Origin of the sequence: Amycolatopsis ruanii (genome assembly GCF_003385175.1) — a bacterium.
Lineage (GTDB): Bacteria > Actinomycetota > Actinomycetes > Mycobacteriales > Pseudonocardiaceae > Amycolatopsis_E > Amycolatopsis_E thermalba.
In genome coordinates this window covers 50,976-76,293 of the sequence record NZ_PQHY01000005.1, presented here as the reverse complement: position 1 = coordinate 76,293, position 25,318 = coordinate 50,976, and the positions used below count along the sequence as shown (strand labels likewise).

Here is a 25,318-nt window from a genome sequence, read left to right as displayed (position 1 = left end):
GCCCGAGCGTGGAACTCGCGCGCGGGAGCGTGGAACTCGCGCCCCCGAACGTGGGACTCGCGCGCCCGAGCGTGGGACTCGCGCGTGGGTGTTAGAGCAACACGGCGCCGTAGTCCGGGGCCGTCTTCACCAGTCCGCTGTCCAGGTGGAACTTCCGCGCGGTGTCGTACGAGGTCTGCTGGACGTCCGGGGACACCGGGATCTCGTGCCGCAGGATGGGCAGCAACGCGTCCAGCGCCGCCGGATCCGTCGACTTCAGGTACTGCCCGAGCAGCTCGCGAGCGCCGGCCGGGTCGCCGTGCACGTCGGCCAGCGCCCGTCCCATCGCCCGCTGGAACGCGGCGAACTCGTCCTTCTTGCGGGCCAGCAGCTTCCGGGTGCTGAACACGCAGCCGTGCAACGCTCCCGTCAGGCTCGGCACGTCCCCGGCCGCCGGCGAGATGTGGATGCGCCCGGCGCCGGCCGCCTCCGCCTGCTGCCCGATCGGCTGGAAGAACGCCAGCGCGTCCACCCGGTTCGACTTGAGGGCACCGATCGCGGACGTCGCGGCGCTGCCCAGGTTCACCAGCGTCGCGTCGGTTTCGGCGTTGCGGCCGATGCTGCCGAACAGGTACTTCACCAGCGCCTCGGTGCCGCTGCCCGGCCCGGTGATGCCGATGTTCTTCCCCACCAGCGCGCGGATCTTCTCCTCCAGCGACCCCGCCTCCGGGAACGACGGCGGCACCACGATGTCCACGTAGTACTCGGTCACCAGGCTCGTCACGATCCGCGTGCCGTCGTCGATCTTGGCCAGGTTGAACGCGTCCGTGATGACCCCGGCGCCGAGGTCGATGCTGCCCGACTTGAGCGCCGCCGCCACCTTCGCGCCGGTGCTCAGCCGGGGGCGCTCGCCCAGAGTCAGGCCTTCGGCCGCGAAGTAGCCGCGCTTCTCCGCGATGAACAGCGGGAAGAACGCCGCCGAATCGCTGATCTGGCCGACGTTGAGCACGCCGGAGGGTGTGGTCGACTCACGCGTCGCGCACGCCCCCGCCAGCAGCAGCGGGCTCGCGGCAAGCGCTTTCAGGAACGTCCGCCGGTCACCCATCGATCGGCTTCCAGCGGTTGACGCGACGGCCGATCAGCCCGACCAGGACGTTGAGCAGCCCCGCCACGACGCTCAGCACGACCAGCGTGGCGAACACCCCGGCGGTGTCGAACTGCGCCGCCGCGTCGTTGATCAGGTAACCCAGCCCGCGGTTGGACGCAACCAGCTCCCCGATCACCGCCCCGATCAACGCGTACGGGATCGCCACCTTGAGCCCGGTGAGCACCCCGGTCATCGACGCCGGCAGCACGACCTTGCGTGCGATGTCCCGCCGGTTGCCACCCATCAGGCGCACCGCGTCGACCAGCCCGCGGTCGACCTCGCGCACGCCGGCCGCGGTGTTGAGGAACACCAGGAAGAACACCGTCGCCGCGGCGAGCAGCACCTTCATGTGCATCCCGATGCCGAACCACACGATGAACAGCGGCGCGAGCGCGACCTTCGGGATCGAGTACAGCGCCATCATGAACGGGTCGAGCACGCGGTAGAGCAGGTTCAGCGACGCCAGCACGAACCCGGCGATCGCGCCCGTCACCGCGCCGAGCAGGAACCCGTAGACGATCTCCTGCACGGTGATCCAGGTGTTCGTCCACAGTGTCCCGTCGGCGCTCCACTCGCCGAGCCGCCGGACGATGTCGCTGGGCTTGCTGGTGAACGTGCTGTCGATCCAGCGGTCCGCGGCGATCTGCCACAGCACCAGGAACGCGGCCAGCAACGCGACGCGCAGCGCCCACACCGTGGTCGTGGTGCCGTTGCGCTGCCACCAGGTGCGGTCCACGCTGACCCGCACGGGCCCGGTTGCGGTGAGGGTCATGCGACGGCCTCCTTCAGGGCTCCGGCGAGTTCCCGGTGCAGCGCCACGAACTCCGGATCCACCCGCAGGTCGTCGGCCGAGCGGGGGCGGGCGAGGGTGATCGGGCGGTCGAGCAGGATCGTGCCGAGCGAGCCGAGCACGACGACCCGGTCGCCGAGCAGCAGCGCCTCCTCGATGTCGTGCGTCACGAACACGACGGTCTGGCCGCTGCCCTGCCACAGCCGCAGCAGCTCCTCCTGCAGTTCGGTGCGCAGCTGCGCGTCGAGCGCGCCGAACGGCTCGTCCATCAGCAGGGTTTCCGGCGCGCCTGCCAGCATCCGCGCCAGGCTCGCGCGGCGCCGCATGCCGCCGGACAGCTCACGCGGGTAGTGCTTCTCGAACCCGCTCAGGCCGACGCGCCGCACCAGGTCGAGCGCGGTCTCCCGGCGCGTGTGCGCGTCCACTCCCCTGATCTCCAGCGGCATTTCCACGTTGCGCAGCACGTCCCGCCACGGCATCAGCGTGTCGTGCTGGGTCAGGTAGCCGATGCTCGTGTCCGGCCCGGTGAGCCTGCGGTCGTGGTACCGGATCTCGCCGGTGCTCGGTTCGGTCAGCCCGGCGAGCAGGTTGAGCAGTGTGGACTTGCCGCACCCGCTGCGGCCGAGCAGGGTCACGAAGCTGCCCGGCTCGATGTCGAGGCTGAACTCGCGGAGCGCGACCACAGCCGAGTCGTCCTTGACGAACTGCTTGGTGATCGCGTCCGCGGTGAGGCTCATGCGTCCGCCCCCACCAGGCGGCGGCTGTTCACGACGATCATCGTGTGCACCTCGTCCGCGGTGAAGCCGTACTCCAGCAACCGGTCCGCGGCCAGGGCGAGGCCGTGCTCGACCGGCGGGTTGAACGGCTGCCCCAGGTCGCTGGAGATCACCGAGTGCTCCGGGCCGGTCGCGCGGATGTTGCCGAGCCAGACGTCCCAGCTCACCTTGCCGGTGTAGGGCGTGGTCAAGCAGCGTTCCAGCAGCGCGCCCTTCTCGGCCAGCGCGCGCTGCCGCTCGATGCCGATGCGCTGCGAGGTGAACTCGGGGTGGGTCACGACGATCCGCCGCACCCCCTCCTCGATCGCGGCGTCGATCACCGCGGCCGACTCGTCCTGGTGCAGGTGGCCGGTCGCGAGCGTCATGTCGTGCTTGGCGACCAGGCTGAGCACCTGGCGGGTCTTCTCCAGCACCTTGCCGTCGGCGTCCAGCACGTCCACCGGGTCCGCGGCCATTCCCGCGGCGGCGAGGTCGGCCTGCACCTGCGCCCACATCGGCGGTTTCGCGCCCTCGGGCTCGCGGGCCTGGCACTGCCGCTGGTTGGCGCTGTCCACGGTGGGCAGCCAGACGAACGTGGCGCCGCCGCGGCCGGCGATCTCGACCGCGATCGGGTTCATGCCGCCGACCGAGGCGTTGAGCGTGATCGCGCCGCGGGCGTCGATGCCGGGGCGGGCCCGGTTGACGACCGCGGCGCGTTCGGCCGTGGGCAGGTAGTGGGATTTCAGGACGAAGCCGGCGAGCCCGGCTTCGGCGAAGCGCTCGGCGAGCGTCAGGTCGTCGATCCGCCGTCGCATCACGTCCGGCGCGACGTGGATGTGCACGTCATAGGCGCCGCGGACGAGGTCTCGGGCACGTTGGGTGGGTACCGGGTGGTCTGCCATGCCGCTCCTTTGCGCCATTTTGCTCGCCAAGATTGTTAACAATTATGGCGGCAAGCGTCAAGGGTACGGCTCAGGACTGTTCGGCTTCGCGCAGCGCCTCGATGACGCTGCTCAGGTGCTTCCGGATCGCCGCCGCGGCGGCGGCCGGGTCGTGGGCGCAGATGGCGTCGATGATCGCCAGGTGCTCGGGCAGCGAGACCGACGGCCGGCCGGGGCGCATGGCCAGCCGGAACTGGTGCCGCACGCTCTGCGCCCGCAGCCGCTCCAGCACCTGGCCCGCCGTGTGCTGACCGGAGATCTCCCGCACCCGGCGGTGCAGCTCCTGGTTCAGCCCCGAGTACCCCATCACGTCCCCGGACGCGACGGCCTTGCGCATCGCCTTGCCGAGGGCCTTCAGCTCGCGGATCTCCTCGCCGGTGACGCGCTCGGCGGCCTTCTCCGCACACAGGCTCTCCACCACCATGCGCACCTCGGAGATCTCGATGGCCTCCTCCAGCGACACGGCCCGCACCCGCGCGCCGCGGTTCTGCACCCGTTCGACCAGGCCTTCGTTGGCGAGTTCGAGCAGCGCGATGCGGACGTTGGCGCGGCTCGCGGCGAACTGCGCGGACAGGTCGGCCTCCACCAGCCGCTGGTTGGGCACGAACTCACCCCGGATGATCGCTTCGCGGATGGCGTCCACCACCGGCTTCTCGACTTCGGCCCGCTCTCCCACGCCCGCTCCCCGCGCTCGGTTTGTTGACAATTTTGTCGTGAACATCGTCTACTCGGAATGGTAGTCGGTTGTCGAGGAGGAGCCCGTTATGACCGTTGTCGCCGTTCTCGGTCTCGGGGAGGCGGGCAGTGAGTTCGCCCGCGACCTGCGGGCGGCCGGAGCCGTGGTGCGCGGGTACGACCCGGTGGTGCCGTCGGAGTTCTCCGCCGAAGCCGACGCCGCCGAGGACGCGGACCTGGTGCTCAGCGTCAACAGCTCGGCCGCCGCGGTCGGCGCGCTGCGGGCCGGCCTGCCGAAGGTCAGTGGCGTCTGGGCCGACCTGAACACCGCCTCCCCCGGCAAGAAGCGTGAGCTCGCCGCGATCGCCGCCGACGCCGGGATCGGCTTCGCCGACGTCGCGATCATGGCCCCCGTCCCCGGCCGCGGACTGCGCGTGCCGATGCTCGCCAGCGGTCCGGCGGCGGACGCGGTGTCGAAGCTGCTGGGCGCGCTCGGCGCGTCGGTCGAGGTGCTGCCCGGCGAGGCGGGGGTGGCGGCGGAGCGGAAGCTGCTGCGGAGCGTGTTCTTCAAGGGCATGTCGGCCGCCGTGGTCGAGGCGCTGGAGGCCGCCCGCGCGGCGGGGGTCGAGGACTGGCTGCGCGGGGTGATCGTCGACGAGCTGACGCGCGCCGACGAGTCCACGGTGGAGCGTCTGGTGACCGGCAGCGTCAAGCACGCCAGGCGCCGCACCGACGAGATGGCCGCCGCCGCGGAGATGCTGGGCGAACTGGGGGTCGCGGCCGACGTGGCGGCGGCGTCCCGCGATCAGCTGGCCCGCTTGTCCAGCGGCAGCTCGAACGCCACCAGCGTGCCCAGGCTCGGCGAGGAGTTGAGGTAGAACTTCCCGCCCGCGCGCTGGGCGCGTTCCTCCAGGTGCCGCAGGCCACGGGTCTGCACGTCCTGCGGCACGCCGGCGCCGTTGTCGCGGACGCGCAGCTTCACCCCGTCGGTGTCGCGCACCAGCGTCACCCTGGTCTCGCTCGCCCCGGAGTGCCGGACCACATTGGACAGTGCCTCGCGCAGCGCGGCGCGGATGTGGTCGGCCCGCTCGGCGGGGATGTCGGCCAGCTCGCCGGACAGCTCCAGCGTGGGCGGGAAGCCGAGCAGCTCCCCCGCGATCCGCACCTCGGCGCGCGCCGACTCGGCCAGGTCGGTGGCCGGCGGTTTCTCCGCCGTCGCGGGCTCCGGGGACCGCAGCTCGCGCACGGTGTGCCGGATCTCCTCGATGGTCTGGTCGAGCTGGTCGATGGCCTCGCCGAGCCGGGTCGCGTCGGTCGAGGCGAACCGCTTGCGCATCCGGCGGCGCACCCGGTCCAGCTGCATGCCCGCCGCGTACAACCGCTGCACGATCACGTCGTGCAGCTCGCGGGCGATGCGCTCGCGCTCCTGGTAGAGCGTGATCCGGTGCCGGTCGTTCGCGGCGGCGGCCAGCGCCAGCACGACGCCGACCTGCGCGGCGAACGCGGTCAGCACCTCGACGGTGGCTTCGTCGAACGGCCGCCCGGACCGCTCCCGGTACACCGCGAGCGCGCCCAGCACCCGCCCGCCGGAGCCGAACGGCGCGGCGGCGAACGGGCCGAACCGGCGCAGCTCGGCCGGCACGTACGGGGCCGTGCGCGGATCGGTGGTCATGTCGTCGGCAACCACCGTGACCCCGCCGCGGGCGACCTGCCCGGCCGCGGACTCGGCGGGCAGCACCACGCCGCGCGGGTCCTCGTTGTGCGTGCCGTAGGCGGCTTCGACGGACACCTTGCCGTCGTCCGCGCGGACCATCACCAGGCACAGGTCGGCCCCGGCCAGCTCGGCGGCCTGGTGCACGACCGAGTCCAGGACCGCGTCGGGGTCGCCGCCGGACAGGGCGGCGGTGGTGATCTCCGTGGCCGCGGACAGGGGGGGGGCGGCGAGGGTGGGTTCCATGAGCAGGGTCAAGCGTAGCCGCCTTCCAGGGCCGGCATCCGCACGCTGACACGCCCGTCACGCACGTCGAGGACGAGGTCGGCCTCGGCCGCCTCCTCGGCGTGGTGGGTGACGTGCACGACCGTACGGCCGGCCAGGGCGGTACGCAGGTTGGCCCGCAGCCGGCGGGCCGTCGGCTCGTCGAGGTGCGCGGTCGGCTCGTCGAGCAGGACGAGGTCCGCCCGCGGGGCCGCGACCAGCGCCCGCGCGACCGCGAGCCGTTGCGCCTGACCGCCGGACAGGCCGCTGCCGGCGTCGCCGAGGACGGTGTCCAGCGGCAGGTCCAGGCAGGCCAGGCGCAGGGCTTCGCGCAGCCGGTCGTCGTCGGCGTGCGGGTCGGCCAGGCGCAGGTTCTCCGCGACCGTCGTCGAAACGAGCTGCGGTTCCTGGGGCGCCCAGGCCACCTCGGCGGCGGTGGTCAGGCGTCCGCGCTGGGCGGGCAGGAACCCGAGCAGCGCGGCGAGCAGGGTCGACTTGCCGGCACCCGACGGGCCGACGACGGCGACGTGCGTGCCCGCCGGGATCCGCAGGTCCACGTCCCGCAGCACGGGGGTGGTCCAGCCGAGGTCGGCGTGCTCGAAGGCGATCGGGCCGTGTGCCACGGGCGGCTGCGGCTGCGAGCGCTCGACGTCGGCGATCCGGTCCATCGACGTGCGCAGCGGGTCCCAGTGCTGGGCCACCGGCGGCAGCATCGCGAGGACCTCGGCCAGGGCCAGCGGCACCAGGGCGAGGACGGGCGCGAGCACCGGGTCGATGCCCGAGCCCGTGGCCAGGCCGACCCCGGCGACCGCGGCCGCCCCGGTGACCAGCGTGATCAAGGCGTCGGCCGCGCCCGCCCCGAACGCCTGCCGCCGGGCCTGGTGAGCCAGCCGGTCGTCGGCGCGCGCGAGGTCTTTCCGGCGGCGGCGGTGCGCGCCGAACGCGATCAGCTCGGCGGCGGCGCCGAACAGGCCGAGCACCTGGGCGCTGACCGTCCGGCGCCCCTCGGCGAGCGCGGTGGTCGCCCGGCGCTCCAGCCGCAGCGCGAGCGCGGGCGCGGCGAGGGCGCCGACCAGCACGGCGGCGGCGAGCACGAGCCCGGCCACCGGCAGCAGGATCGTCTGCACGGCGATCGCCCCGGCCAGCACCAGCACCGCGACCAGCGGCGGGGTCACCACGCGCGGCAGCAGGTCGCGAACGGTGTCGACGTCGGCAACCAGCCGCCGCTGCCCCTCGCCGAACCGCAGGCCGAGCGTGCGGGCGGGGCCGAGCCGGACGAGCCCCCGCCACAGGCGGACCCGCAGCTGCCCGGCGATGCGGAACGCGGCGTCGTGCGTGATCAGCCGCTCCAGGTAGCGCAGCACCGCGCGGCCGAGCCCGAAAGCCCGCACCCCGACGACCGCGACGGTCAGCGTCAGGATCGGCGGCTGGAACGACGCCTTGGCGATGAGCCAGCCCGAGGTCGCGGTCAGCGCCACCCCGGCGAGCAACGCGAGCGCCCCGACCGCGGCGCCGCCGACGAACCGGCGACTCACCACTCCCCGGAGCGGCTGCGGCTCCGCGGCGTCGGCAACCGTGACGTGCGGCGCGGTCGTCGCCGCGTGTGTGGCCGGCAGGTGGGTTTCCCGGTGGTGCGCGGCCAGGAGGACGGCGGTGCCCAGCGGCAGGGTGGACGCGATGGCGGCCTCGACCAGCGCGGCGTTGGCGGCGTCCTGGTGCGCGGTGGGCTCGTCGAGCAGCAGGAGCCACGCGCCGTGCCGGACGCGCAGCAGCGCCCGCGCGACCGCGACCCGCTGGCGCTGTCCGGTGGACAGTTCGTGGACCGGCGCGTCGGCCAGCCCGGCGAGGTTGAGTTCGATGAGCAGCGCATCGACCTCGACCGGGTCAGGCGGCTGGTCCAGCGCGAGGTCCAGCTCGGCCCGCACGGTGCCGCCGGTGAACGCCGGGTTCTGCGGCACCCACGCGATGTCCCGCCGGAAAGCCGACATGTCGACCTCGCTCAGCGGGACACCGTCGATCAGCACCGTCCCGGCGGAGGGCCGCACGAAGCCGAGCAGGACGGCGAGCGTCGTCGACTTGCCAGCGCCACTCGGTGAATCGAGCCGGGTCAGCGTGCCGGGGCGCAGCGTGAACGTCTCGCCGTCCGGCGCGAAACCCCCGCGCCGCGCCACCCGCAGACCCGCGACCCGCACCTCACCCCGGCCGGGAATCGCGGTGCCCTCCGGCGCGACCGGTTCGGCGAGCACGTCGGTGACGCGGCGGACCGCCTCCACCCCGTCCTCGCTGGCGTGGAAGGCCGCACCGACCGCCCGCAACGGCTGGTAGCACTCGGGCGCCAGGATCAGCACGCCGAGCCCGATCGCGAGGGACAGGTCACCGCCCACCAGCCGCACGCCGATGACCACGGCGACCAGCGCGACCGACAGCGTCGCCGCCAGCTCCAGCACGAACGCCGAGGAGAACGCGACCTTCAACGTCTTCAGGGTCGCCCGCCGGTGCTTCTCCGACACCCGCCGCACCGCTTCGGCCTGCGCCTCCGCGCGGCGGAACGCGGCCAAAACCGGCAGCGCGCGCACGAGTTCCAGCAGGTGGCCGGACATCCGCTGCAGCGCGTCGGTCGCGGCCGCCGACCGGTCGGCGGTGTACTTGCCGACGAGGATCGCGAACATCGGCAGCAACGGCACGGTCAGCGCGATGATCACCGCGGACGGCCAGTCCGCGAACAGCACGGCCGCACCCGCGCCGAGCGGCACCACGGCGGCGGTGACCAGCGCGGGCAGGTACTCGGTGAAGTAGGCGTCCAGCGCGTCCAGGCCCTTGGTGGTCACCGCGGTCAGCTCGCCCGGCCCACGGCGCGCGATCCACTCCGGCCCGAGCCGCAGCGCGTGGTCGACGACCTTGGCCCGCAGCTCCTCCTTGGCCCCGGCCGCGGCCCGCGCGGCGACCACCCGCAGCGCCCACGCGATCAGCGCGCGTCCGACGACCACCCCGCCCAGCGCGACCAGCCGGCCGGCGGTGATGTCGTGCCCGGCGACCACCGCGGCACACACCGAGGCGAGCAGGAAGGCCTGCGCCACCAGCGCCGCGGCGTTGCCGAGCGCGAGCAGCCCGGAGAGGGCGAGCGCCCGGCGCGCCGCCGCGGACAACAAGGGCAGCGCGCCGAGCGGACCCTTTCCCGGACGCGTGGTGTCCGCTGCGGACACCGATGCGGGAAGGACGGAGCGTCCGGGAAAGCTCATGGGGTGTGCACCGGCGGGATGTGGGCGGCGCTGATCCGCTTGCGGAACACCCAGTACGTCCAGCCCTGGTAGACCAGCACGGCGGGGGCGCCGAACGCGCCGACCCAGGTGATCACCTCGAGCGTGTACGGGCTGGACGCGGTTTCCGCGACGGTCAGCGAGTTGGCCGGGTCGAGCGTCGAGGGCAGCACGTCCGGGTAGAGCGACCCGAACAGCGTGACCACGGCCGCGGCGATGGTGACGCCCAGCGCGGCGAAGGCCTGCCCGTCCCGGTCGGCCACCAGCTTGCGCCAGGCGACCACCGCGGCCACCACCGCGACGGCAAGCGCCACGAGTGTCCACAGTGCACCCGACCGCCACTGCACGACCGCCAGCAGGGCGAACAGCGGCAGCAACGCGACCGGCAGCGCGCGGACGGCGAACAGCCGCGCCCGCTCCCGCAGGTCACCCGCGGTCTTGAGCGCCAGGAACGCCGCGCCGTGCACCAGCGCGAACCCGACCACCGCGAGCGCGCCGAGCAGCGTGTCCCAGCGGACCGACTCGAACGCGCCGCCGATCCGGTTGCCGTGCTCGTCCAGCGGCAGGCCGAGGACCGTGGTGGTCAGGATGAGGCCGACGCCCAGCGGCGGGATCCACGAGCCGAGCACGATGACGCGGTCCCAGTTGCGGCGCCAGCGTGCCGAGTCCACCTTGCCGCGGTACTCGAACGCCACCCCGCGGCCGATGAGCGCGAGCAGCACCAGCAGCAGCGGCAGGTAGGTGGCCGAGAACAGTGACGCGTACCAGCTGGGGAAGGCCGCGAACATCGCGCCGGCGGCGACGATCAGCCAGACCTCGTTGCCGTCCCACACCGGGCCGATCGTGTTGATCATGACCCGCCGTTCGGTGTTGTCGCGGCCGAGGACCGGCAGCAGCATGCCGACGCCGAAGTCGAAGCCCTCCAGGAACAGGTACCCCAGCCAGAAGGCGACGATGATGCAGAACCAGATCGTTTCCAGGCTCATGGCCGTCCCCTAGTAGGCGAAGGCAAGTTCGTCCTTGCCCTCGTTGTCGGTCTTCTCGGGCGGGATCACACCGTCGATGCCGCCGCGGACGTACTTGCGGATCAAGAACACCTCCACCACGCCGAGCACGGCGTAGAGGCTGGTCAGCGCGATCAGCGAGGTCCACACCTCACCGGTGGAGATCCGCGACACGGCCTGCGCGGTGAACATCCACACACCGTCCACACCGGACGGGTTGGGCACCACGACGAACGGCTGGCGGCCCATCTCGGTGAAGATCCAGCCCGCACTGTTGCCGATGAACGGCGTCGCGATGCTCAGCAGCGCCAGGCGCGGGAACCACTTCGTGTCCGGGATCCGGTTCTTGCGGGTCAGCCACAGTGCCAGCAATCCGGTGCCCGCTGAGATCGCGCCGAAGCCGATCATGATCCGGAAGCCCCAGTAGGTCACCGGGAGGTTCGGCACGTAGTCGATCGGTTTGCCGGCCAGCTCGCCGAGCTGCGGGTCGTCCGGGTAGTTCGTGCCGTAGCGGGCCTGGTACTCGGTCACCAGGTCCTCGACGCCCTTGACCTCGGTGCTGAAGTCGTTGTGCGCGAGGAAGGACAGCAGCGCGGGCACGTTGAACGTCTTGACGTCCTCGCAGTTCTCCGAGGTGACGTCGCCGATCGCGATGATCGAGAAGCTGGCCGGCTGCTCGGTGTGGCAGAGCGCCTCGGCCGAGGCCATCTTCATCGGCTGCTGCTCGAACATCAGCTTGCCCTGGAAGTCGCCGGTGATCGCCAGCACCGCGAACGCGACGATGCCGGTCCAGCCGCCGAGGCGGATCGACGACCGCCACACCGCGCGGTGCTCGTCGTCGGTCTTGCGCTTGCGCCACAGGTGCCAGGCGGCGATGCCGACCAGGAACGCCGCGGCGACGGAGAACGCGCCGGCGATGGTGTGCGGGATCGCGGCGAGCGCGGTGTTGTTGGTGAGCACCGCCCAGATCGAGTTCAGCGTCGGCCTGCCGTCGACGATCTCGGCGCCGACCGGGTGCTGCATCCACGAGTTCGCGGCGAGGATGAAGTACGCGGAGGCGATCGTGGCCAGCGAGAACGCCCAGGCGCAGGCCAAGTGCACCTTCTTCGGCAGCCGGTCCCAGCCGAAGATCCACAGGCCGAGGAACGTCGACTCGACGAAGAAGGCGACCAGGCCCTCCATCGCCAGTGGCGCCCCGAACACGTCACCGACGAAGCGGGAGTAGGCGTTCCAGTTCATCCCGAACTGGAACTCCTGGACGATGCCGGTCACCACGCCCATGGCGAAGTTGACCAGCAGGAGCTTCCCCCAGAACTTGGTCATCTGGTAGTAGCGCTGCTCACCGGTGCGGACCCAGGCGGTCTGCATCCCCGCGACGAGGACCGACAGTCCGATGGTGAGCGGGACCATGAGGAAGTGGTAGACGGTGGTGATCCCGAACTGCCACCGCGCCAGCTGGAGCACGTCCACGTCATTCAGACTGCTCGCTTCCGTGGTCCGGCATCAGGTCCCGCGGTCCTGATCGTGCCGGGACCAAGGTCCCGGTGCCCAACGCGGCTTTGACAAGCGAGGCGCTCGTTCCGAATCAAGCGCGGTGACCGGCACCACAGGCCTTGCGAACCACTTCACGAATACCTCGACAACAATCCCCGGTCACCCGCCGCCATCGCCGCGCGACGGGCTATCCGACCAGGATTGACGACCGGTTCTTCCCCAGCTCAAGGCAGGTTTCGGTGCGGCGAAGAAAAAACTGCGCCCGAGCCAGAAGTAATTCTGGCGAACCGAAAACCGGCAATTCGCGAAACCGATCTGCTGGCAATTGCCGGAACTCCCCTTTATCGTTGCAGTGAAAGGGGAGTGGAAATCACCGTGAGTACCGCACTGCTGGCGCTGCTGAGCGCGTACGTGCTCGTCCTGGCCGTGGAGCTGCCGGACAAGACGATGATCGCCACCCTCGTGCTGACCACCCGCTTCCGCGCGTGGCCGGTCCTGCTCGGGGTTTCCCTCGCGTTCGCCGTGCAGTCCACGATCGCGGTGCTGTTCGGCCGGGCGCTCACCCTGCTACCGGACGGCCTGGTCGCGGCGGTCGTCGCGGCGTTGTTCGGGCTCGGGGCCTTCCTGCTGTTGCGCGAGGGCTTCTCCGCGGCCGACGAGAGCGGCGAGGACGCGGCGCGCCAAGGGGTGAAGCCGGTGACGTTCCTGCGCTCCGCGGCCACGTCGTTCGGCGTGCTGTTCGCCGCCGAGTGGGGCGACGCGTCCCAGCTGGCGACCGCCGGGCTGACCGCCCGGTACGGCCACCCGCTGATGGTCGGCGCCGGCTCGCTGCTCGCCCTGATCACGGTCGCCTCGGTCGCGGTGTTCATCGGGCACAAGGTGCGCGGCCGCCTCAAGCCGAAGCTGCTGCAGCGCATCGCCGGGTTCGCGTTCGCGGTGTTCGCCCTGCTGGCGGTCGTGCAGGCCTTCGCCTAGGTCGTCAGCGCGATCGTCGCCCGGCGGACCGCGGGCCAGTACGTCCGCCGGGCTCGCGCAACAGCAACGGGCACGTCCGCGGCTACCTGGTGGTGCGCGGCGAACGCATCGCCGCGACCCGATCCGGACCACGAGGCCGAGCACCGGCAGTACGAGGCGGCGGCCGCCGAATACCGCCGCGCGCGTTAACCGCCACGCAGCGCCTCGGCGACCGCGGCGGCGGCGTCCACCACCTGGGGGCCCACGGTTTCGGCGTTGAGCGGGCCCAGCGCGATCACGCCGACGACCGCCCGCAGGCCCGGCACGCCGCGCACCGGCGCGGCGACGCCCGAGGTCCCGCGCTGGGGTTCGCCGGTGACCGCCGCCCAGCCCCGGCTCCCGCGACGCAGGGTCAGCGCCTTGCCCGCGGCGCCGACACCGATCGGGTGGCGGGCGCCGACCCGGTAGGACACGTGGAAGTCGGTCCACGAGGGCTCGACCGTCACCACCGATTCGACCAGGTCACCCTCGGCGATCGACAGGTGCGCGGTCGCGCCGGCCTTCTCCGCCAGCTCGCGCAGCGCCGGACGCGCGGCTTCCCGCAGCTGCGGGACCACCTGCCCGGCCAGCCGCAGCACGCCGATGCCCAGCCGGACCTTGCTGCCGTCGCGCCACACCAGCCCACGCGCGGCCAGCGGCACCAGCAACCGGTAGACGGCGGCGCGGCTGGCGCCGATCGCGACGGCCAGCTCGGAGATCGTGGCCGCGTCGCCGTCGGCGTCGGCCACGGCCTGCAGCAACGCCAGGCCGCGGTCGAGGGTCAGCGAGCCTTCGGCGCTCACTACAGCAGGCCGAGCGCCTCGAGGTCGGTGATCGGTGCCTCGAAGCTGTCGCAGGCGTAGGACGCGAAGAGCGCGCGCACGGCCTTCGCGGCCGGTTCGGACAGCGACTTCGCCTCCGCGGCGAGGGCCTCGCCGTCGGTGGAGGCGAGCGCGTCGCGGACGTCACCGCCGGAGAGGCTGCGCGCCACCGCGACGAGCAGGTTGAGGAAGCCGTGGTGGGTGATGTTGTTGTCCGGATCGTCGTGCCGGACCGCGCGGTGCAGACTGTTGGTCGCCTTGAAGGAGGCGCCGGGCGAGCCGGACAGCACCGCGAGGAAGTCGGCGACCTCGTCGATGCTGGGGAAGTTCTCGCTGGACTGGCCGCCGCAGCGGATCTTGGGCCAGCTGCCGTGCTCGATCACGCGCCGCACGCCGTCGAGCCAGCCCACGCCCCGGCGCGGCTCGACCACGCGGATCACGTCCTCGGGCACGAACTCCGAGACGCGCTCCAGCCACACCTCGTCGACGTCCGAGGGCGCCGGCATCTCGACCATGCGCAGCGACAGCAGCTCGCTGCGGGACTCGACGATCGAGATCGCCTTAGGCACGCCGCCCAGACCGGTGTCGATGATCAGCGACAGCGGCAACGGCTGCTTCGGCTTGATCTTGATCAGCTCGGTGATCAGCTCCGGCAGGCGCGACGCCTGGCACAGGAAGACGCCGAGCAGGCCCGCGTGGTCGCCCTCGCGGCCGGCCAGGTAGTTCCGCAGCGCGTCCGGCATGGTGGCCGTGCCGGGTGGGAAGAGCGCCGAGTCGTCTACGAGCCGTGCGAAGAGGGGCGGAATTCCGCGGGGGCCGGGGGGCGTGAGTTCCACAGCGCTTGACACATGGGACACGCTAGTAGCGTACGGGGACCGGACAACCACGTACGCCCCCCGGACAGTTCACCGCAGGTTCACCAGCCCGAGAACGGGATACCCGGGCAGGCCGGCCACGGCTTTCGTGCCCCGTTCCGGCGTCCCCAGCAGCCACAACCGCTGGGTGTCGCGCACGTTGACCAGCAGGTCGAGCGGCGCCCGCTGGAACAGCACGCGCGCTTCGCCGTCCGCGAGCATCACCCGGCCCTCCGCCTTGCCCGTGCCGCCCGCGGCGTTCGGCGTGATCACGGTGTCCAGGGTCGCGTGGAGTTCCTGCCAGGGCCGCTCCTTCACCGCCGTGGACAGCGTCACCGTGCGCACCGGCAGCATCAGGCCGGCGACGGCGTAGAGCACGGCCAGAACGGTCACGAAACCACCCGTGTACGGCAGGTCGAGATAGGCCTGGTTCACCACCAAGAGCCCCGCCGCGAGCAGCAGGAAGAACCCGGCCATCCCCCACGACCGCCGCCGGGTCTCACGCAGGAACGTGGTCACCACCGGGTCCCGCAGTGCCGCCACCATCGGCCGGGGCTGCGCGGGCGGCTCCACCGAGCCCGGCGCCGGCGCGGTGGTGATCCGGCCGAACCGCCCGGTGAACCCGCCGGGCAGGCCGACCAGCACGCGGCCGCGCGGGTCCGGGCCGACGAAGTACACGCGCCGCAGGCCGGCCAGCAGGATCCGCTTCGACTCCGGCAGCCGCACGACCAGCCAGCGCGGTTCGGGCCCGGGCAGCGCGACGCTGACCTTCGACCCGGCCACCAGCAACTGTCCCGGACCGGGGGTGAGCACGACCGCCGGGTACGCGAGCAGCCGCCCGCACGGCAGCACCCGGAAGACCAGCAGCCACAGCTGGTACCCGGCGACCGCCGCGACGAACGCCGCGAGGCCGGCCGACGGCGCGTCGGTGGTCAGGGCCAGCAGCAGCCCGGCCGCCACGACGATGACGACCGTCGAGCCGATCAGACGACTGCGCTGCTTCTCGACGATCTCGACTTCGAGCGAGTCCGCAGCGGCCGGTTCGCCGGGGCGCGGCTCGTAGGCGAGCACGCGTTGCTGGGTGGGTTCCACACCTCCGAGTCGATCAGGCGACCAGCGGTGTTACCGCTCCACTTCCCTTCGTCGATCACTCAGGTTAGGCTCACCTAAGTAGGAGGTGGCCAGTGACCGAGATCCGACGTCCGCCCGCACCCAGCCCCGCCGAGCGCGCGAAGACCATCGCCGTGCGGAACGGCCCCGGCGCGCTGCTGCCCACCGCGGGCGACCCGACCGGCAGCGATCGCGTGGTGCCCGAGCTCCACCACGTCCACCCCAGCGGCAGCGTCAGCGTCCTGCTGCCGGACGACCACCCACTGCTGGCCCGCACCAGCGCGGCGGACCGCGGCGAGCTGGCCGTGGTGTTCGAACTCGCCGACCACGCGCCGGTCGACCTGCGGGAACCCGTCCGCGGGCTGCTGTGGATCACCGGCTGGCTGCGGCACCTCAGCCCGGAGTCGGCCCGCGCCAGGGCGGTGTCGATCGCCGAGACGCGGCCCGATCCGCGCCTGCTGGACCTCGGCCACGGCCTGAGCCTGTTGCGGCTCACGCCAGCCTCACTCGTCCTAGCCGACGCCGAGGGCACCCACTCGCTGCGGCCGCACATGTTCAACGCCGCCGCGGCGGATCCGTTCGCCGGCTACGAGTCCGGCTGGCTGCGGCACCTGGAAAGCGATCATCCCGACGTCGTCGGCCAGCTCGCCCGGCACATCCCGGAGGAACTGCGCGGCGGCCGGATCCGCCCGCTGGGCCTGGACCAGTTCGGGCTGCGGCTGCGGGTCGAGTCCGGCGACGGCGACCACGACGTGCGCCTGGCCTTCGCCCAGCCGGTGCACAGCCCGGCGCAGCTGAGCATCGAGCTGCGGCGGCTGGTCGGCTGCCCGTTCCTGGCGAAGAACCAGATGCGCGTCCAGCCCTGACGCAGCACACGAACGCAGAACTCGCCTGCACGAACGCAGAACTCGCGCGCACGAGCGTGGGACTCGCGCGCGGGAGGGTGGGACTCGCGGGTCAGGCGAGTTCGGGCGGGAAACCGCCGGTCGCGATCGGGCCCCAGCGCTCGATGGTGACGCGGATGAGGGCCTTGTTCTGCTTGACCATCGCCTCGCGGTACTCGTCCCAGTCCGGGTGCTCGCCCGAGATCGACCGGAAGTACTCCACCAGCGGCTCGACCGCGTCGGGCACGTCCAGCACCTCGGCCCGGCCGTCGAACTGCACCCACGGCCCGTTCCACTCGTCGGAGATCACGCACGCCGACACGGCCGGGGTGCGGCGGGCGTTGCGGGTCTTGGCGCGCTGCGGGTAGGTCGCCACGACGAAGCGGCCCTCCGGGTCGATCCCGGCGGTGACCGGGGACAGCTGCGGGGTGCCGTCGGCGCGCGTGGTCATCAGGATCGCGCGGTGCCGCGGCCGGAGGAACTCCAGCAGCTCGGCACGGTCCACGCGGTCCGCGGTAGCAATCTTGGCCATGTCACCAGACGGTAGCGTGCGGACGTGCTCCGCTCCTGGCTCCGCCCCGAACGTCCCGCGCTGCCCGAACCGGTGGACGCCGCGACGGCACGTCGGCTGAAGATCGAGCTGGTCGTCGTCTTCTCGATCACGCTGGGCCTGTCCGGCGCGCGCAGCCTGCTGTCGCTGATCGACTCGCTGCTGCAGCCGGAACCGCTGTCCGACCAGCAGGTCGCGCTGAACGTCCCGCAGCGCGCCGCCGACCTGCTGGACCTGCTCGCCCAGCTGCTGTCCGCGGTGCAGCTCGTCGGGTGGGGCGCGCTCGGCGCGTACCTGCTGTGGCGCGGCGGGATGAAGCTGGCCGAGGTGGGCCTGGACCGCGACCGCCCCGGCCGGGACCTGCTGTGGGGCGCCGGGCTGGCCGCGTTGATCGGCGTTCCGGGTCTGGTGCTGTACTTCGTCGGCTGGAAGCTCGGGGTCAACCTCGCGGTCGTCCCGTCCCGGCTGGACGACACCTGGTGGCGCCCGATCGCGCTGACGTTGTCCGCGTTCGGCAACGCCTTCGCCGAGGAAGTGCTGGTCGTCGGCTACCTGCTGACCCGGCTGCGGCAGCTGGCCTGGCGCGAGAACACCGCGCTGGTCGCCGCCGCCGTGCTGCGCGGGTCCTACCACCTCTACCAGGGCTTCGGCGGGTTCGTCGGCAACTTCGTCATGGGCCTGGTGTTCGGCCGCGTGTGGCAGCGGACCAACCGGCTGGTGCCGCTGGTCGTCGCGCACACGCTGCTCGACGTGGTGTCGTTCGTCGGGTACTCGCTGCTGCGCGGACACGTCAGCTGGCTGCCCTGACCATTACGCTCAGCCCGTGACCACCGAAACCCCCAGGGTGGACAGCGAGGTCGGCCCGCTGCGCGCCGTCCTGCTCCACCGGCCGGGCAACGAGCTCACCAGGCTCACCCCGCGCAACAACGACAAACTGCTGTTCGACTCGATCCCGTGGGTCGGCCGCGCCCAGGAGGAACACGACGCGTTCGCCGGGGTCCTGCGCGGCCGCGGCGTCGAGGTGCTCCTGCTGGCCGACGTGCTGCGGGAGGCGCTGGCCGATCCGCGCGCGCACGCCGCGGGGGTGCACGCCGCGGTCGACGACCGGCGCCTGGGCGAGGACCTGGGGGACGCGCTGCGCTCGCACCTGTCCGATGTGGACGCGACGACGCTGGCCGAGGTCCTGATGGCCGGCCTGACGTTCGAGGAGCTGCCCGCCGCCGAGGGCGCGTCGCTGGTCCGCAAGATCCACCACCCGCACGACTTCGCGGTCGACCCGCTGCCGAACCTGCTGTTCACCCGCGACTCGTCGGTGTGGATCGCGGACCGGGTGGCGATCTCGTCGCTGGCGATGCCGGCCCGTCGCCGCGAGACCGCGCTGCTCGACCTCGTCTACGCCTACCACCCGCGGTTCGCCCACGCCTCGCGTGCCTACGGCGCCCATTCGGCGCCGGTCGAGGGCGGCCGCGTGCTGCTGCTCGCGCCGGGCGTGCTGGCCGTCGGCATCGGCGAGCGCACCACGGCCGCCGGCGCGGAGTCGCTGGCGCGCTCGCTGTTCGCCGACGACATCGCCCACACCGTGCTCGCGGTGCCGATCGCGCAGGCCCGCGCCACGATGCACCTGGACACCGTCTGCACGATGGTCGCGCCGGACGCCGTGGTGATGTACCCGCTGGCCCGCGACGAGCTGGTGGCGTTCACGCTGCGCCCGGACGGCGACGGCTCGCTGCGCGTGGACGGCCCGCAGCCGTTCCTGCACGCCGCGGCCGAGGCGATGGGCATCGAGAAGCTGCGCGTGATCGACACCGGCCTCGACCCGGTGACCGCGGAACGCGAGCAGTGGGACGACGGCAACAACACGCTGGCGCTGGCGCCCGGCGTGGTGGTGGGCTACGAGCGCAACGTGGAGACCAACGCGCGACTCGCGGACGCCGGCATCGAGGTGCTGGCCATCGCCGGTTCCGAGCTGGGCTCCGGCCGGGGCGGGCCGCGCTGCATGTCGTGCCCCGTCGTCCGCGACCCGATCGTGAATTAGGAAAGGCTAAGCTGAATTAGCACGCCCTAAATAAGCACTTCCTAATCTCGGTAAGCCTACCCAAACGAAAGGGGAATCACCAGGTCCGAATGGTTAACGATCAGCGAAATGGCCTATTCTTGAGTCATGGCGATGCTGAAGAAAGAACCGCGCTCCAAGTTCTACGAGCTCCTGCAGCAGCAGGTGCAGAACGAGTTCCACGCTTCCCAGCAGTACGTGGCGCTGGCGGTCTGGTTCGACAACGCGGACCTGCCCCAGCTGGCCAGGCACTTCTACCGCCAGGCGGTGGAGGAGCGCAACCACGCGCTGGCGATCGTGCAGTACCTGATCGACACCGACCACCACGTGGACATCCCGCCCACCGGCCCGGTCCGCAACGACTTCGCCGAGCCCCTCGAGCTGGTCGAGCTGGCGCTGGAGCAGGAGAAGGAGGTCACGGCCGACTTCCGCACCCTGATGAAGGCCGCCCGCGCCGAGGACGACTACCAGGGCGAGCAGTTCCTCCAGTGGTTCCTCAAGGAGCAGGTCGAGGAGGTGTCGCAGATGTCCACGCTGGTCAACGTGGTCAAGCGCGCCAACGGCAACATGTTCGAGGTGGAGACCTGGCTGGCCCGCGAGTCCGTCGGCGACGACGGCGCGCCGGAGATGCCGCCGGTCGCCGGTGGCGCCCTGTAGGACCGCCATACCGCGGAGCGCGCCTGCCTGTTGACGGCACGGAGCCCGGGCTTCGGCCCGGGCTCCGTCGTGTCAGCAAGCCGGCGCGGCGCCCAGTTCCCAGCTCACCACGGTGTCGGTGGAATCGACGTAGAACGTGTAGTTCGCGCCCGATCCGGTGGCGGCGCGGTAATTGCCCGCACCGGCCGTCAGATCAGGATAGGCATTCCTCAGTTCCGCGACGGTGGAACCGATGCCGACGTTTTCCGGAGTGCGTGCACCGGTCGCGGCGAAGACCACCACACCGTCGGCCGGCGAAATGGTGACCGTGGCGATGTTCGCCATGCCCTCGATGAGCCGGTAGCCGATGCATTCGGTGGGCGCGGTGTCCGTGTCGGCGAGCATTCCGGTGGCCTTGGCCTCGTCGAAGCTCATCCCGAGCCGCAGTTGCCGGTACCCGGTGGGGCCGAGGACCGCGGCGGTGGCCGGCTCGGGACGGGCGCTGGCGCCGCTGCTGCTCGGCGGCGCGGGCCGGGAGGTGCCGCTCGGCGGCGGCGCGGGAGTGGCGGTGGTCGTCGACGTCGGCGGAGCCGGCTGCACGGGCAGTTCGGGGAACGACGGCGGCACCACAACCGGCCCGGGCCCGTCCGTGGTGGTCGACGGGGCGCTGGTGGTGGGGCGGGGGGCCTGGTGCACGCCGGGGTCCTGGCGTTCGGCCACGAGCCCCAGGGTCACCAGCAGGACGGCGGTGAGGACGCCCCCGGAGGCGGCCACGGCGGTGCGCTGCCGACGACGACGGCGGGCGCCGCGCACGATGGTGCTCTCGGCTCCCGGCGCGGGCGTGATCGCCAGCCGGTCGTCGTCGAACAGCCGCCGCAGCTCGTCGCCGAGCTCGTCGTCGGGGTTCACCAGTCGTCCCTCCCTCCGGTGATCGTGCCGATCTTGGTCCGCAGCGTCGCGATCGCCTTGCTGGCCTGGCTCTTCACCGTGCCCGTGCTGACACCCAGCGAGGAGGCGATCTCGGCCTCGGACAGGCCCTCGTAGTAGCGGAGCACGATGACCGCGCGCTGGCGCGGCGGCAGCTCGCGCAGGGCCTGCCACAGCGGCTCGTGCTCGAACGGGTCCACCGGTGCGGCGGCGCGCTGCTCGGGCACGTCGGCGACCAGGCTCTCCCGCTTCAGGCGCCGCCAGCGGCTGATGTGCGCGTTCGCCATCGCGCGGCGGACGTAGGCGAGCGGATCGGCCGTCTTGCGTTGCACGTGGGCCCAGCGGGAGCCGACCTTCTCCAGCACGGTCTGCACCAGGTCGGCGGCGTCGTGTGGATTGCCGGTGAGCACGTGGCCGTACCGGAGCAGCCCGGGCAAGCTGGCCTGCACGAACTCGCCGAAGTCCGCCAGCTCGTCGCTCACCGCTGACCCCCTCCCCGCCGCGCGGCCGCCTCCCCAGGCAATGGCCATCGCGGCCGAGGTCACCGTATCGCCTCCCTCGATCGAGCGTCTTGCCCCTTCGCCCACTCCACGCATGACGGCCCCCTCCGGTTGTCCGGCGCTCTCCGGGGGACGTCTCAGCGGGGGTCGCGTTGCGCGAGGCTCGCGGGCAGCTCGAAGGTGCCGTCCGGGCTCGGCGGGAAGGGGTGCACGGCCACCACGGCCTCGGCGCGGATCGGGCCGTACACGTGCGGGAAGAGGATGCCGTCCGGGTGCGGAGGGGCGCCGGCCTCCCAGCGCAGCGGGACGTCCAGGCGCGCCGGGTCGATTTCCAGCAGCACCAGGTCCGTGCGCCCGGCGTAGAGCGCGTTCGCCGGGATCGCCACCGTGCCCGGGTCGGAACAGTGGATGAACCCGACGGTGTCGAGGGACGGCGCGCGGTAGTCCGCGCCCGTCCACTCGCCGGCCGCGCAGAGGTGCAGGATCACTAGCGGAGCGTCAGCTGCCGTCCGACCAGGCCGTCGCGGGCCCGGCGCTCGGCGGCGGTCAGCGGCTCGGCGTCCACCGACTTCAGCGCCTCGTCCAGGCGGGCGCCCAGCTGCTCGGCCGGCTCGACCCACTCGCGGGCGTGGGCCTCCGGGTCCAGGTCCCAGACCGGAACCAGCAGGCCGTGCGCGCGGAACGACCCGGCGTAGCGGGAACCCTCGCCGAGCGACAGCTCACCTGCCGCGGACAGCCGCGCAAGCGCTTGCATCAGGCGACCCTCCGGCTCGCGGCGGACCCAGCGCAGGTGCGCCTTCTCCCCGGCGAGCACCCAGTACGAGCCGGTGCCCAGCCGCTCGGTCGGCATGATCGCCTCGTTGGCCCGCTCCAGCGACACCTTGACCTCGCCGCTGGGATCGGTGTCCTCGGGCAGCCACCAGTCGAAGTTCGGGTGCAGGGTGACGTCCAGCTCGGCGTCGGCCACCAGCAGGTCCTGCAGGCGCTCGCCCTCCTGCGGCGGGCTGGTGGTGTCGGGCACCGGCAGCACGTCGCCCGGCTCGGCCGTCAGCGCCCACCGGATCGCGCGGCCCAGGTCGCGGCTCACGTCGCTGGACCGGGTCTGCACCTGGAGCCCGACGAACACCTCGCCGTCGGTGCGCACGAACGCGGCGGCGGCCATCGGCAGCACGGTCGCCAGCGTGATCTTCCGGTCCCCGGCGTCCACAAGGGACAGCGGCGCGGTGGCCGACGGCACGAACTCGCGCAGCGCGATCAGCTCCGGCTCGGCGGCCAGCCCCTCGAACGGCTGCCCCACGAACACGTCGCGGATCTTCGGTGCCTTGTCCTTCTTCGGACCCCGCTTGCGCGCGCCCTTGCCCATCTCGCCTCCTCGACTACAGGCCGCAGACGCTACCGAACCGGGCACGGCCCGCCGGATCGGGGGATTAGGCTCGGGTCGTGTTCGATCCCCGTGACCCCGCCTTCCTCGCCGACCCCTACCCGGAGTTCGCCCGCCTGCGCGCGCAGGCGCCGGTGCACCGGCACGACGGGCTGGGCCTGGCGATCGCGGTGTCCCACGCGGCCGCGTCGGCGGTACTGCGGCACCGCGGGCTGGGCCGGATCTGGACCGACGCGAGCCCGGCCGAGCAGTTCGTGTCGTTCAACCTGCTGCACCGCAACTCGCTGCTGGAGAACGAACCGCCGGTGCACACGCGGCTGCGGCGGTCGATCTCGTCGGCGTTCGGGCGCGGGCACGTGGAGCGGCTGCGGCCGACGGTGATGAAGCTGGCGGACGACCTGGTGGCGAAGCTCGCCGCGGCCGGCTCGGGTGACCTGCTGGAGGCGCTCGCGCAGCCGCTGCCGGTCGCGGTGATCTCCGAGCTGCTCGACGTGCCCGAGGCCGACCGGCCGCGGCTGGTGCCGTGGTCGAACGCGATCGTGAAGATGTACGAGTACGGGCTGCCCGAGGAGGGCCGGGTGGCGGCCGAGCGCGCGGCGACCGAGTTCGTCGAGTTCCTGCGGGAGCTGGCCGAACGGCGCCGCCGGGAGCCGGGCGAGGACCTGATCACGGACCTGCTGCACGGGGAAGAGGCCGCGCCGCGAAGCGGCTCCGTTGAGGGTGGCGGTGGGCGACGGGTGGGACTCACCGAGGACGAGGTGGTCGCGACGGCGGTGCTGCTGCTGATGGCCGGCCACGAGGCGACGGTCAACGTGATCGGCAACGGCGTGTGGGCCCTGCTGCGGCACCCGGACCAGTGGAAACGCCTGGTCGACGACCCGGACCTGATGCCGACCGCGGTGGAGGAGCTGATCCGCTTCGACTCGCCGCTGCAGCTGTTCGAACGCACCGCGACCGAGGACGTGGAGATCGCCGGATTCCGGGTCGCGAAGGGCGAGAAGATCGCCGCGCTGCTCGGCGCGGCCGCGCGCGACCCGGAGGTGTTCGCCGATCCGGACACGCTCGACGTCGGCCGCACCGAGGGCACGCACCTGGGCTTCGGCGCCGGGATCCACTACTGCATCGGCGCGCCGCTGGCCCGGATCGAGATCGCCGCCGCGCTGTCGGCCCTGACCCGCCGCCTCCCCGGCCTGCGCCTGGCGGGCGACCCGGAGCGGCGGCCGGAGTTCGTGATCCGCGGGCTGAAGAACCTGCCGGTGACGTTCTAGCGGGCCGCGCCGGTGGGGCGGGCCGTGCGCAGCTCCGGCGCCGGCGCGCCCCTCACGGAGCGCACCTGCAGCGGGCGCAGCAGGTCGCCGCGGACCGGGGCCAGCAGCGTCGTCAGGCGGTAGACCAGCACCGCGGTCAGCCCGGCCAGCACGGCGGCCGAGGTGTTCAGCAGCCCGGTCAGCAGCACGCCGTCCGCCATCGCCTGGACGCCGTCCTTGAGACGCCACACGATGACCAGCACCATCAGCACCTCGTTGACCACCCAGGCCGCCCACCAGGCCAGCACCAGCCGCGACGGGCGGGGGCGGCGCGCCGGGGCGCGGCCCAGCACCAGGTGTTCCAGCTCGGCGAGGATGGAGCCGGCCATCACCAGGTTCACGCCCGGCACCAGGACCCCGGCCACGACCTCCCGCGTCGAGCGGGCCGGTTCCTGTCCGGCGGCCTCGGCGGCGGCGCCGCGGGCGATCAGCAGCCACCACAGCGTCGCCGCGATGGCGATGAGCCCGAACACCACGGTGAGCAACGACGCGATGATCTCCAGCGCGTCGGAGAACGCCACGGTCGTCGCGTGCAGGGCCGTCGTGCGGCTGGCCACCAGCAGCGCGTAGCGCCAGAACTCGGCGCCCGCCGCGACGGCCGCGAGCCCGGCGAGGAACCACAGGATCGTGACCGCGTTGCGGTGCAGCACCCGCACGCGCTCGACCGGGCTGGGGTACCCGGACGGCGTGCCGGGCACCGCCGTCGGCACCCGCCAGGCCAGGTGCGGGAAGCCCCAGCGCGGCGGCACGTGGTAGGACGGCGGACCGTCGTAGCGCTCGGCGGCGCGGGCCGGGCGGGGACGGATCGCACCCGGCGGAGGGTTCGCCACCCAGCGGACCCGCGGTCGCGCTCGGTAGGGCCTCGGGGTCGGGTGCATGGGACCTACAGGACCTCGGGTGGACCGTCGTGCTCGCCGACGACCGGGCGGCCCTCGGTCGCCCAGGACTTCATGCCGCCGGCCACGTTGATCGCGTCCCAGCCGCTCGCGTTGAGCCAGGCCGCGGCCCGCGCGGAGCGGCCGCCGGTGCGGCACACCACGTAGAGCGGCCGGTCGTCGGGCAGCTGGGCCAGTTCGTCGGTGCGCGCCGGCAGCTCGCCGAGCGGGATGTGGACCGCGCCCGGGGCGTGTCCGGCGTCCCACTCGTCCTGCTCGCGGACGTCCAGCAACACCAGCCCGTCCGTGGGGAGCTCGGAGACGGACGCGGTCGGGATGTCACCTGGTTGCACGTTCACATACTGACACGCGCACCCATCAACTGCACGTGAGCCAGCAAAAGGGGCCAC

Annotated in this window: 26 protein-coding genes; 7 read left to right on the top strand and 19 right to left on the bottom strand. The window is 72.5% G+C overall.

Annotated features, from left to right (window positions below; translation table 11 throughout):
• Window positions 1-91: 91 nt before the first annotated feature.
• From D0D28_RS04160 to D0D28_RS04140, 5 genes are all read right to left on the bottom strand, one after another.
• The gene (locus D0D28_RS04160) at window positions 92-1,084 is read right to left on the bottom strand and encodes an ABC transporter substrate-binding protein (RefSeq protein ID WP_116109785.1); all 993 of its coding nucleotides are present in this window, start codon (window positions 1,082-1,084) and stop codon (window positions 92-94) included.
• Window positions 1,077-1,898: an ABC transporter permease gene (locus D0D28_RS04155; protein ID WP_094003504.1), complete on the bottom strand. Its 822-nt coding sequence runs from the start codon at window positions 1,896-1,898 to the stop codon at window positions 1,077-1,079. Before D0D28_RS04155 ends, D0D28_RS04160 begins: the two co-directional genes overlap by 8 nt.
• Window positions 1,895-2,653, bottom strand: a complete 759-nt coding sequence (locus D0D28_RS04150; RefSeq protein ID WP_116109784.1) for an ABC transporter ATP-binding protein — start codon at window positions 2,651-2,653, stop codon at window positions 1,895-1,897. The genes D0D28_RS04155 and D0D28_RS04150 overlap by 4 nt, the downstream gene beginning before the upstream one ends.
• Window positions 2,650-3,573 (bottom strand): DUF6282 family protein, encoded by a 924-nt coding sequence (locus D0D28_RS04145; RefSeq protein ID WP_116109783.1) that lies wholly within the window; start codon window positions 3,571-3,573, stop codon window positions 2,650-2,652. Before D0D28_RS04145 ends, D0D28_RS04150 begins: the two co-directional genes overlap by 4 nt.
• 70 nt (window positions 3,574-3,643) lie before the next feature.
• Window positions 3,644-4,288: a GntR family transcriptional regulator gene (locus tag D0D28_RS04140; protein WP_094003501.1), complete on the bottom strand. Its 645-nt coding sequence runs from the start codon at window positions 4,286-4,288 to the stop codon at window positions 3,644-3,646.
• Between the two features lie 88 nt (window positions 4,289-4,376).
• Between D0D28_RS04140 and D0D28_RS04135 the strand changes: the two genes are divergently transcribed.
• On the top strand, window positions 4,377-5,165 hold the full coding sequence (locus tag D0D28_RS04135; protein WP_094003500.1) for a DUF1932 domain-containing protein: 789 nt from the start codon (window positions 4,377-4,379) through the stop codon (window positions 5,163-5,165).
• Here the strand turns inward: D0D28_RS04135 and D0D28_RS04130 are convergent.
• From D0D28_RS04130 to D0D28_RS04115, 4 genes are read right to left on the bottom strand one after another with little or no spacing between them, the layout of a single operon-like run.
• A complete protein-coding gene (locus tag D0D28_RS04130; protein ID WP_116109782.1) occupies window positions 5,093-6,244 on the bottom strand; it encodes a GAF domain-containing sensor histidine kinase in 1,152 nt (383 codons plus the stop codon). The genes D0D28_RS04135 and D0D28_RS04130 overlap by 73 nt on opposite strands.
• Before the next feature lie 8 nt (window positions 6,245-6,252).
• Window positions 6,253-9,501, bottom strand: coding sequence for a thiol reductant ABC exporter subunit CydD (gene cydD / locus D0D28_RS04125; protein WP_162830971.1), 3,249 nt, complete (start codon window positions 9,499-9,501; stop codon window positions 6,253-6,255).
• Complete coding sequence (gene cydB / locus D0D28_RS04120) at window positions 9,498-10,505, bottom strand: cytochrome d ubiquinol oxidase subunit II (protein ID WP_094003497.1); 1,008 nt, start codon at window positions 10,503-10,505, stop codon at window positions 9,498-9,500. The genes cydD and cydB overlap by 4 nt, the downstream gene beginning before the upstream one ends.
• A 9-nt stretch (window positions 10,506-10,514) precedes the next feature.
• Window positions 10,515-11,993, bottom strand: coding sequence for a cytochrome ubiquinol oxidase subunit I (locus D0D28_RS04115; protein ID WP_094003496.1), 1,479 nt, complete (start codon window positions 11,991-11,993; stop codon window positions 10,515-10,517).
• 411 nt (window positions 11,994-12,404) lie between these two features.
• Here D0D28_RS04115 and D0D28_RS04110 point away from each other — a divergent pair, with 411 nt between their 5' ends.
• Window positions 12,405-12,992 carry a TMEM165/GDT1 family protein gene (locus tag D0D28_RS04110; protein ID WP_094003566.1) on the top strand — a complete coding sequence of 196 codons (588 nt, stop codon included), beginning with the start codon at window positions 12,405-12,407 and terminating at the stop codon, window positions 12,990-12,992.
• A 185-nt stretch (window positions 12,993-13,177) separates the two neighbouring features.
• Here D0D28_RS04110 and D0D28_RS04105 read toward each other — a convergent pair whose 3' ends face one another.
• The 3 genes from D0D28_RS04105 to D0D28_RS04095 all read right to left on the bottom strand — a co-directional run bounded on the left by D0D28_RS04105 (window position 13,178) and on the right by D0D28_RS04095 (window position 15,777).
• Window positions 13,178-13,813 (bottom strand): helix-turn-helix domain-containing protein, encoded by a 636-nt coding sequence (locus D0D28_RS04105; protein ID WP_116109780.1) that lies wholly within the window; start codon window positions 13,811-13,813, stop codon window positions 13,178-13,180.
• Entirely contained in the window at window positions 13,813-14,667 is an 855-nt protein-coding gene (locus D0D28_RS04100) for a hypothetical protein (protein WP_275895887.1), read from the bottom strand. The genes D0D28_RS04105 and D0D28_RS04100 overlap by 1 nt, the downstream gene beginning before the upstream one ends.
• Window positions 14,668-14,736: 69 nt before the next feature.
• Window positions 14,737-15,777 (bottom strand): hypothetical protein, encoded by a 1,041-nt coding sequence (locus tag D0D28_RS04095; RefSeq protein ID WP_116109778.1) that lies wholly within the window; start codon window positions 15,775-15,777, stop codon window positions 14,737-14,739.
• Window positions 15,778-15,869: 92 nt separating this feature from the next.
• Here D0D28_RS04095 and D0D28_RS04090 point away from each other — a divergent pair, with 92 nt between their 5' ends.
• The gene (locus tag D0D28_RS04090; protein WP_094003492.1) at window positions 15,870-16,661 is read left to right on the top strand and encodes a DUF2470 domain-containing protein; all 792 of its coding nucleotides are present in this window, start codon (window positions 15,870-15,872) and stop codon (window positions 16,659-16,661) included.
• 91 nt (window positions 16,662-16,752) lie between these two features.
• Here D0D28_RS04090 and D0D28_RS04085 read toward each other — a convergent pair whose 3' ends face one another.
• Window positions 16,753-17,211, bottom strand: coding sequence for a PPOX class F420-dependent oxidoreductase (locus D0D28_RS04085; protein WP_116109777.1), 459 nt, complete (start codon window positions 17,209-17,211; stop codon window positions 16,753-16,755).
• 60 nt (window positions 17,212-17,271) lie between these two features.
• On the opposite strand from D0D28_RS04085, the gene D0D28_RS04080 reads away from it, so the two are divergent.
• The 3 genes from D0D28_RS04080 (at window position 17,272) to D0D28_RS04070 (ending at window position 19,939) form a co-directional block, all read left to right on the top strand.
• A complete protein-coding gene (locus D0D28_RS04080) occupies window positions 17,272-18,036 on the top strand; it encodes a CPBP family intramembrane glutamic endopeptidase (protein WP_116109842.1) in 765 nt (254 codons plus the stop codon).
• A gap of 37 nt (window positions 18,037-18,073) precedes the next feature.
• Window positions 18,074-19,264 (top strand): arginine deiminase, encoded by a 1,191-nt coding sequence (locus D0D28_RS04075; RefSeq protein WP_162830976.1) that lies wholly within the window; start codon window positions 18,074-18,076, stop codon window positions 19,262-19,264.
• A 126-nt stretch (window positions 19,265-19,390) separates the two neighbouring features.
• Window positions 19,391-19,939 carry a ferritin gene (locus tag D0D28_RS04070; protein WP_094003489.1) on the top strand — a complete coding sequence of 183 codons (549 nt, stop codon included), beginning with the start codon at window positions 19,391-19,393 and terminating at the stop codon, window positions 19,937-19,939.
• A 72-nt stretch (window positions 19,940-20,011) separates the two neighbouring features.
• On the opposite strand, the gene D0D28_RS04065 is transcribed toward D0D28_RS04070, so the two are convergent.
• The 4 genes from D0D28_RS04065 to D0D28_RS04050 form a co-directional block, all read right to left on the bottom strand.
• Window positions 20,012-20,827: a hypothetical protein gene (locus D0D28_RS04065; protein WP_116109775.1), complete on the bottom strand. Its 816-nt coding sequence runs from the start codon at window positions 20,825-20,827 to the stop codon at window positions 20,012-20,014.
• Complete coding sequence (locus D0D28_RS04060; protein ID WP_116109774.1) at window positions 20,824-21,327, bottom strand: SigE family RNA polymerase sigma factor; 504 nt, start codon at window positions 21,325-21,327, stop codon at window positions 20,824-20,826. The genes D0D28_RS04065 and D0D28_RS04060 overlap by 4 nt, the downstream gene beginning before the upstream one ends.
• Before the next feature lie 155 nt (window positions 21,328-21,482).
• Window positions 21,483-21,833 carry a DUF952 domain-containing protein gene (locus tag D0D28_RS04055; protein WP_116109773.1) on the bottom strand — a complete coding sequence of 117 codons (351 nt, stop codon included), beginning with the start codon at window positions 21,831-21,833 and terminating at the stop codon, window positions 21,483-21,485.
• Window positions 21,833-22,708 carry a DUF5926 family protein gene (locus tag D0D28_RS04050; RefSeq protein ID WP_094003485.1) on the bottom strand — a complete coding sequence of 292 codons (876 nt, stop codon included), beginning with the start codon at window positions 22,706-22,708 and terminating at the stop codon, window positions 21,833-21,835. Before D0D28_RS04050 ends, D0D28_RS04055 begins: the two co-directional genes overlap by 1 nt.
• A gap of 77 nt (window positions 22,709-22,785) precedes the next feature.
• Between D0D28_RS04050 and D0D28_RS04045 the strand changes: the two genes are divergently transcribed.
• Window positions 22,786-23,994 (top strand): cytochrome P450, encoded by a 1,209-nt coding sequence (locus D0D28_RS04045; protein ID WP_094003484.1) that lies wholly within the window; start codon window positions 22,786-22,788, stop codon window positions 23,992-23,994.
• Here D0D28_RS04045 and D0D28_RS04040 read toward each other — a convergent pair.
• Entirely contained in the window at window positions 23,991-24,863 is an 873-nt protein-coding gene (locus D0D28_RS04040) for a DUF4328 domain-containing protein (protein WP_116109772.1), read from the bottom strand. The genes D0D28_RS04045 and D0D28_RS04040 overlap by 4 nt on opposite strands.
• 53 nt (window positions 24,864-24,916) lie before the next feature.
• Window positions 24,917-25,267 carry a rhodanese-like domain-containing protein gene (locus D0D28_RS04035; RefSeq protein ID WP_094003482.1) on the bottom strand — a complete coding sequence of 117 codons (351 nt, stop codon included), beginning with the start codon at window positions 25,265-25,267 and terminating at the stop codon, window positions 24,917-24,919.
• Window positions 25,268-25,318: the final 51 nt, after the last annotated feature.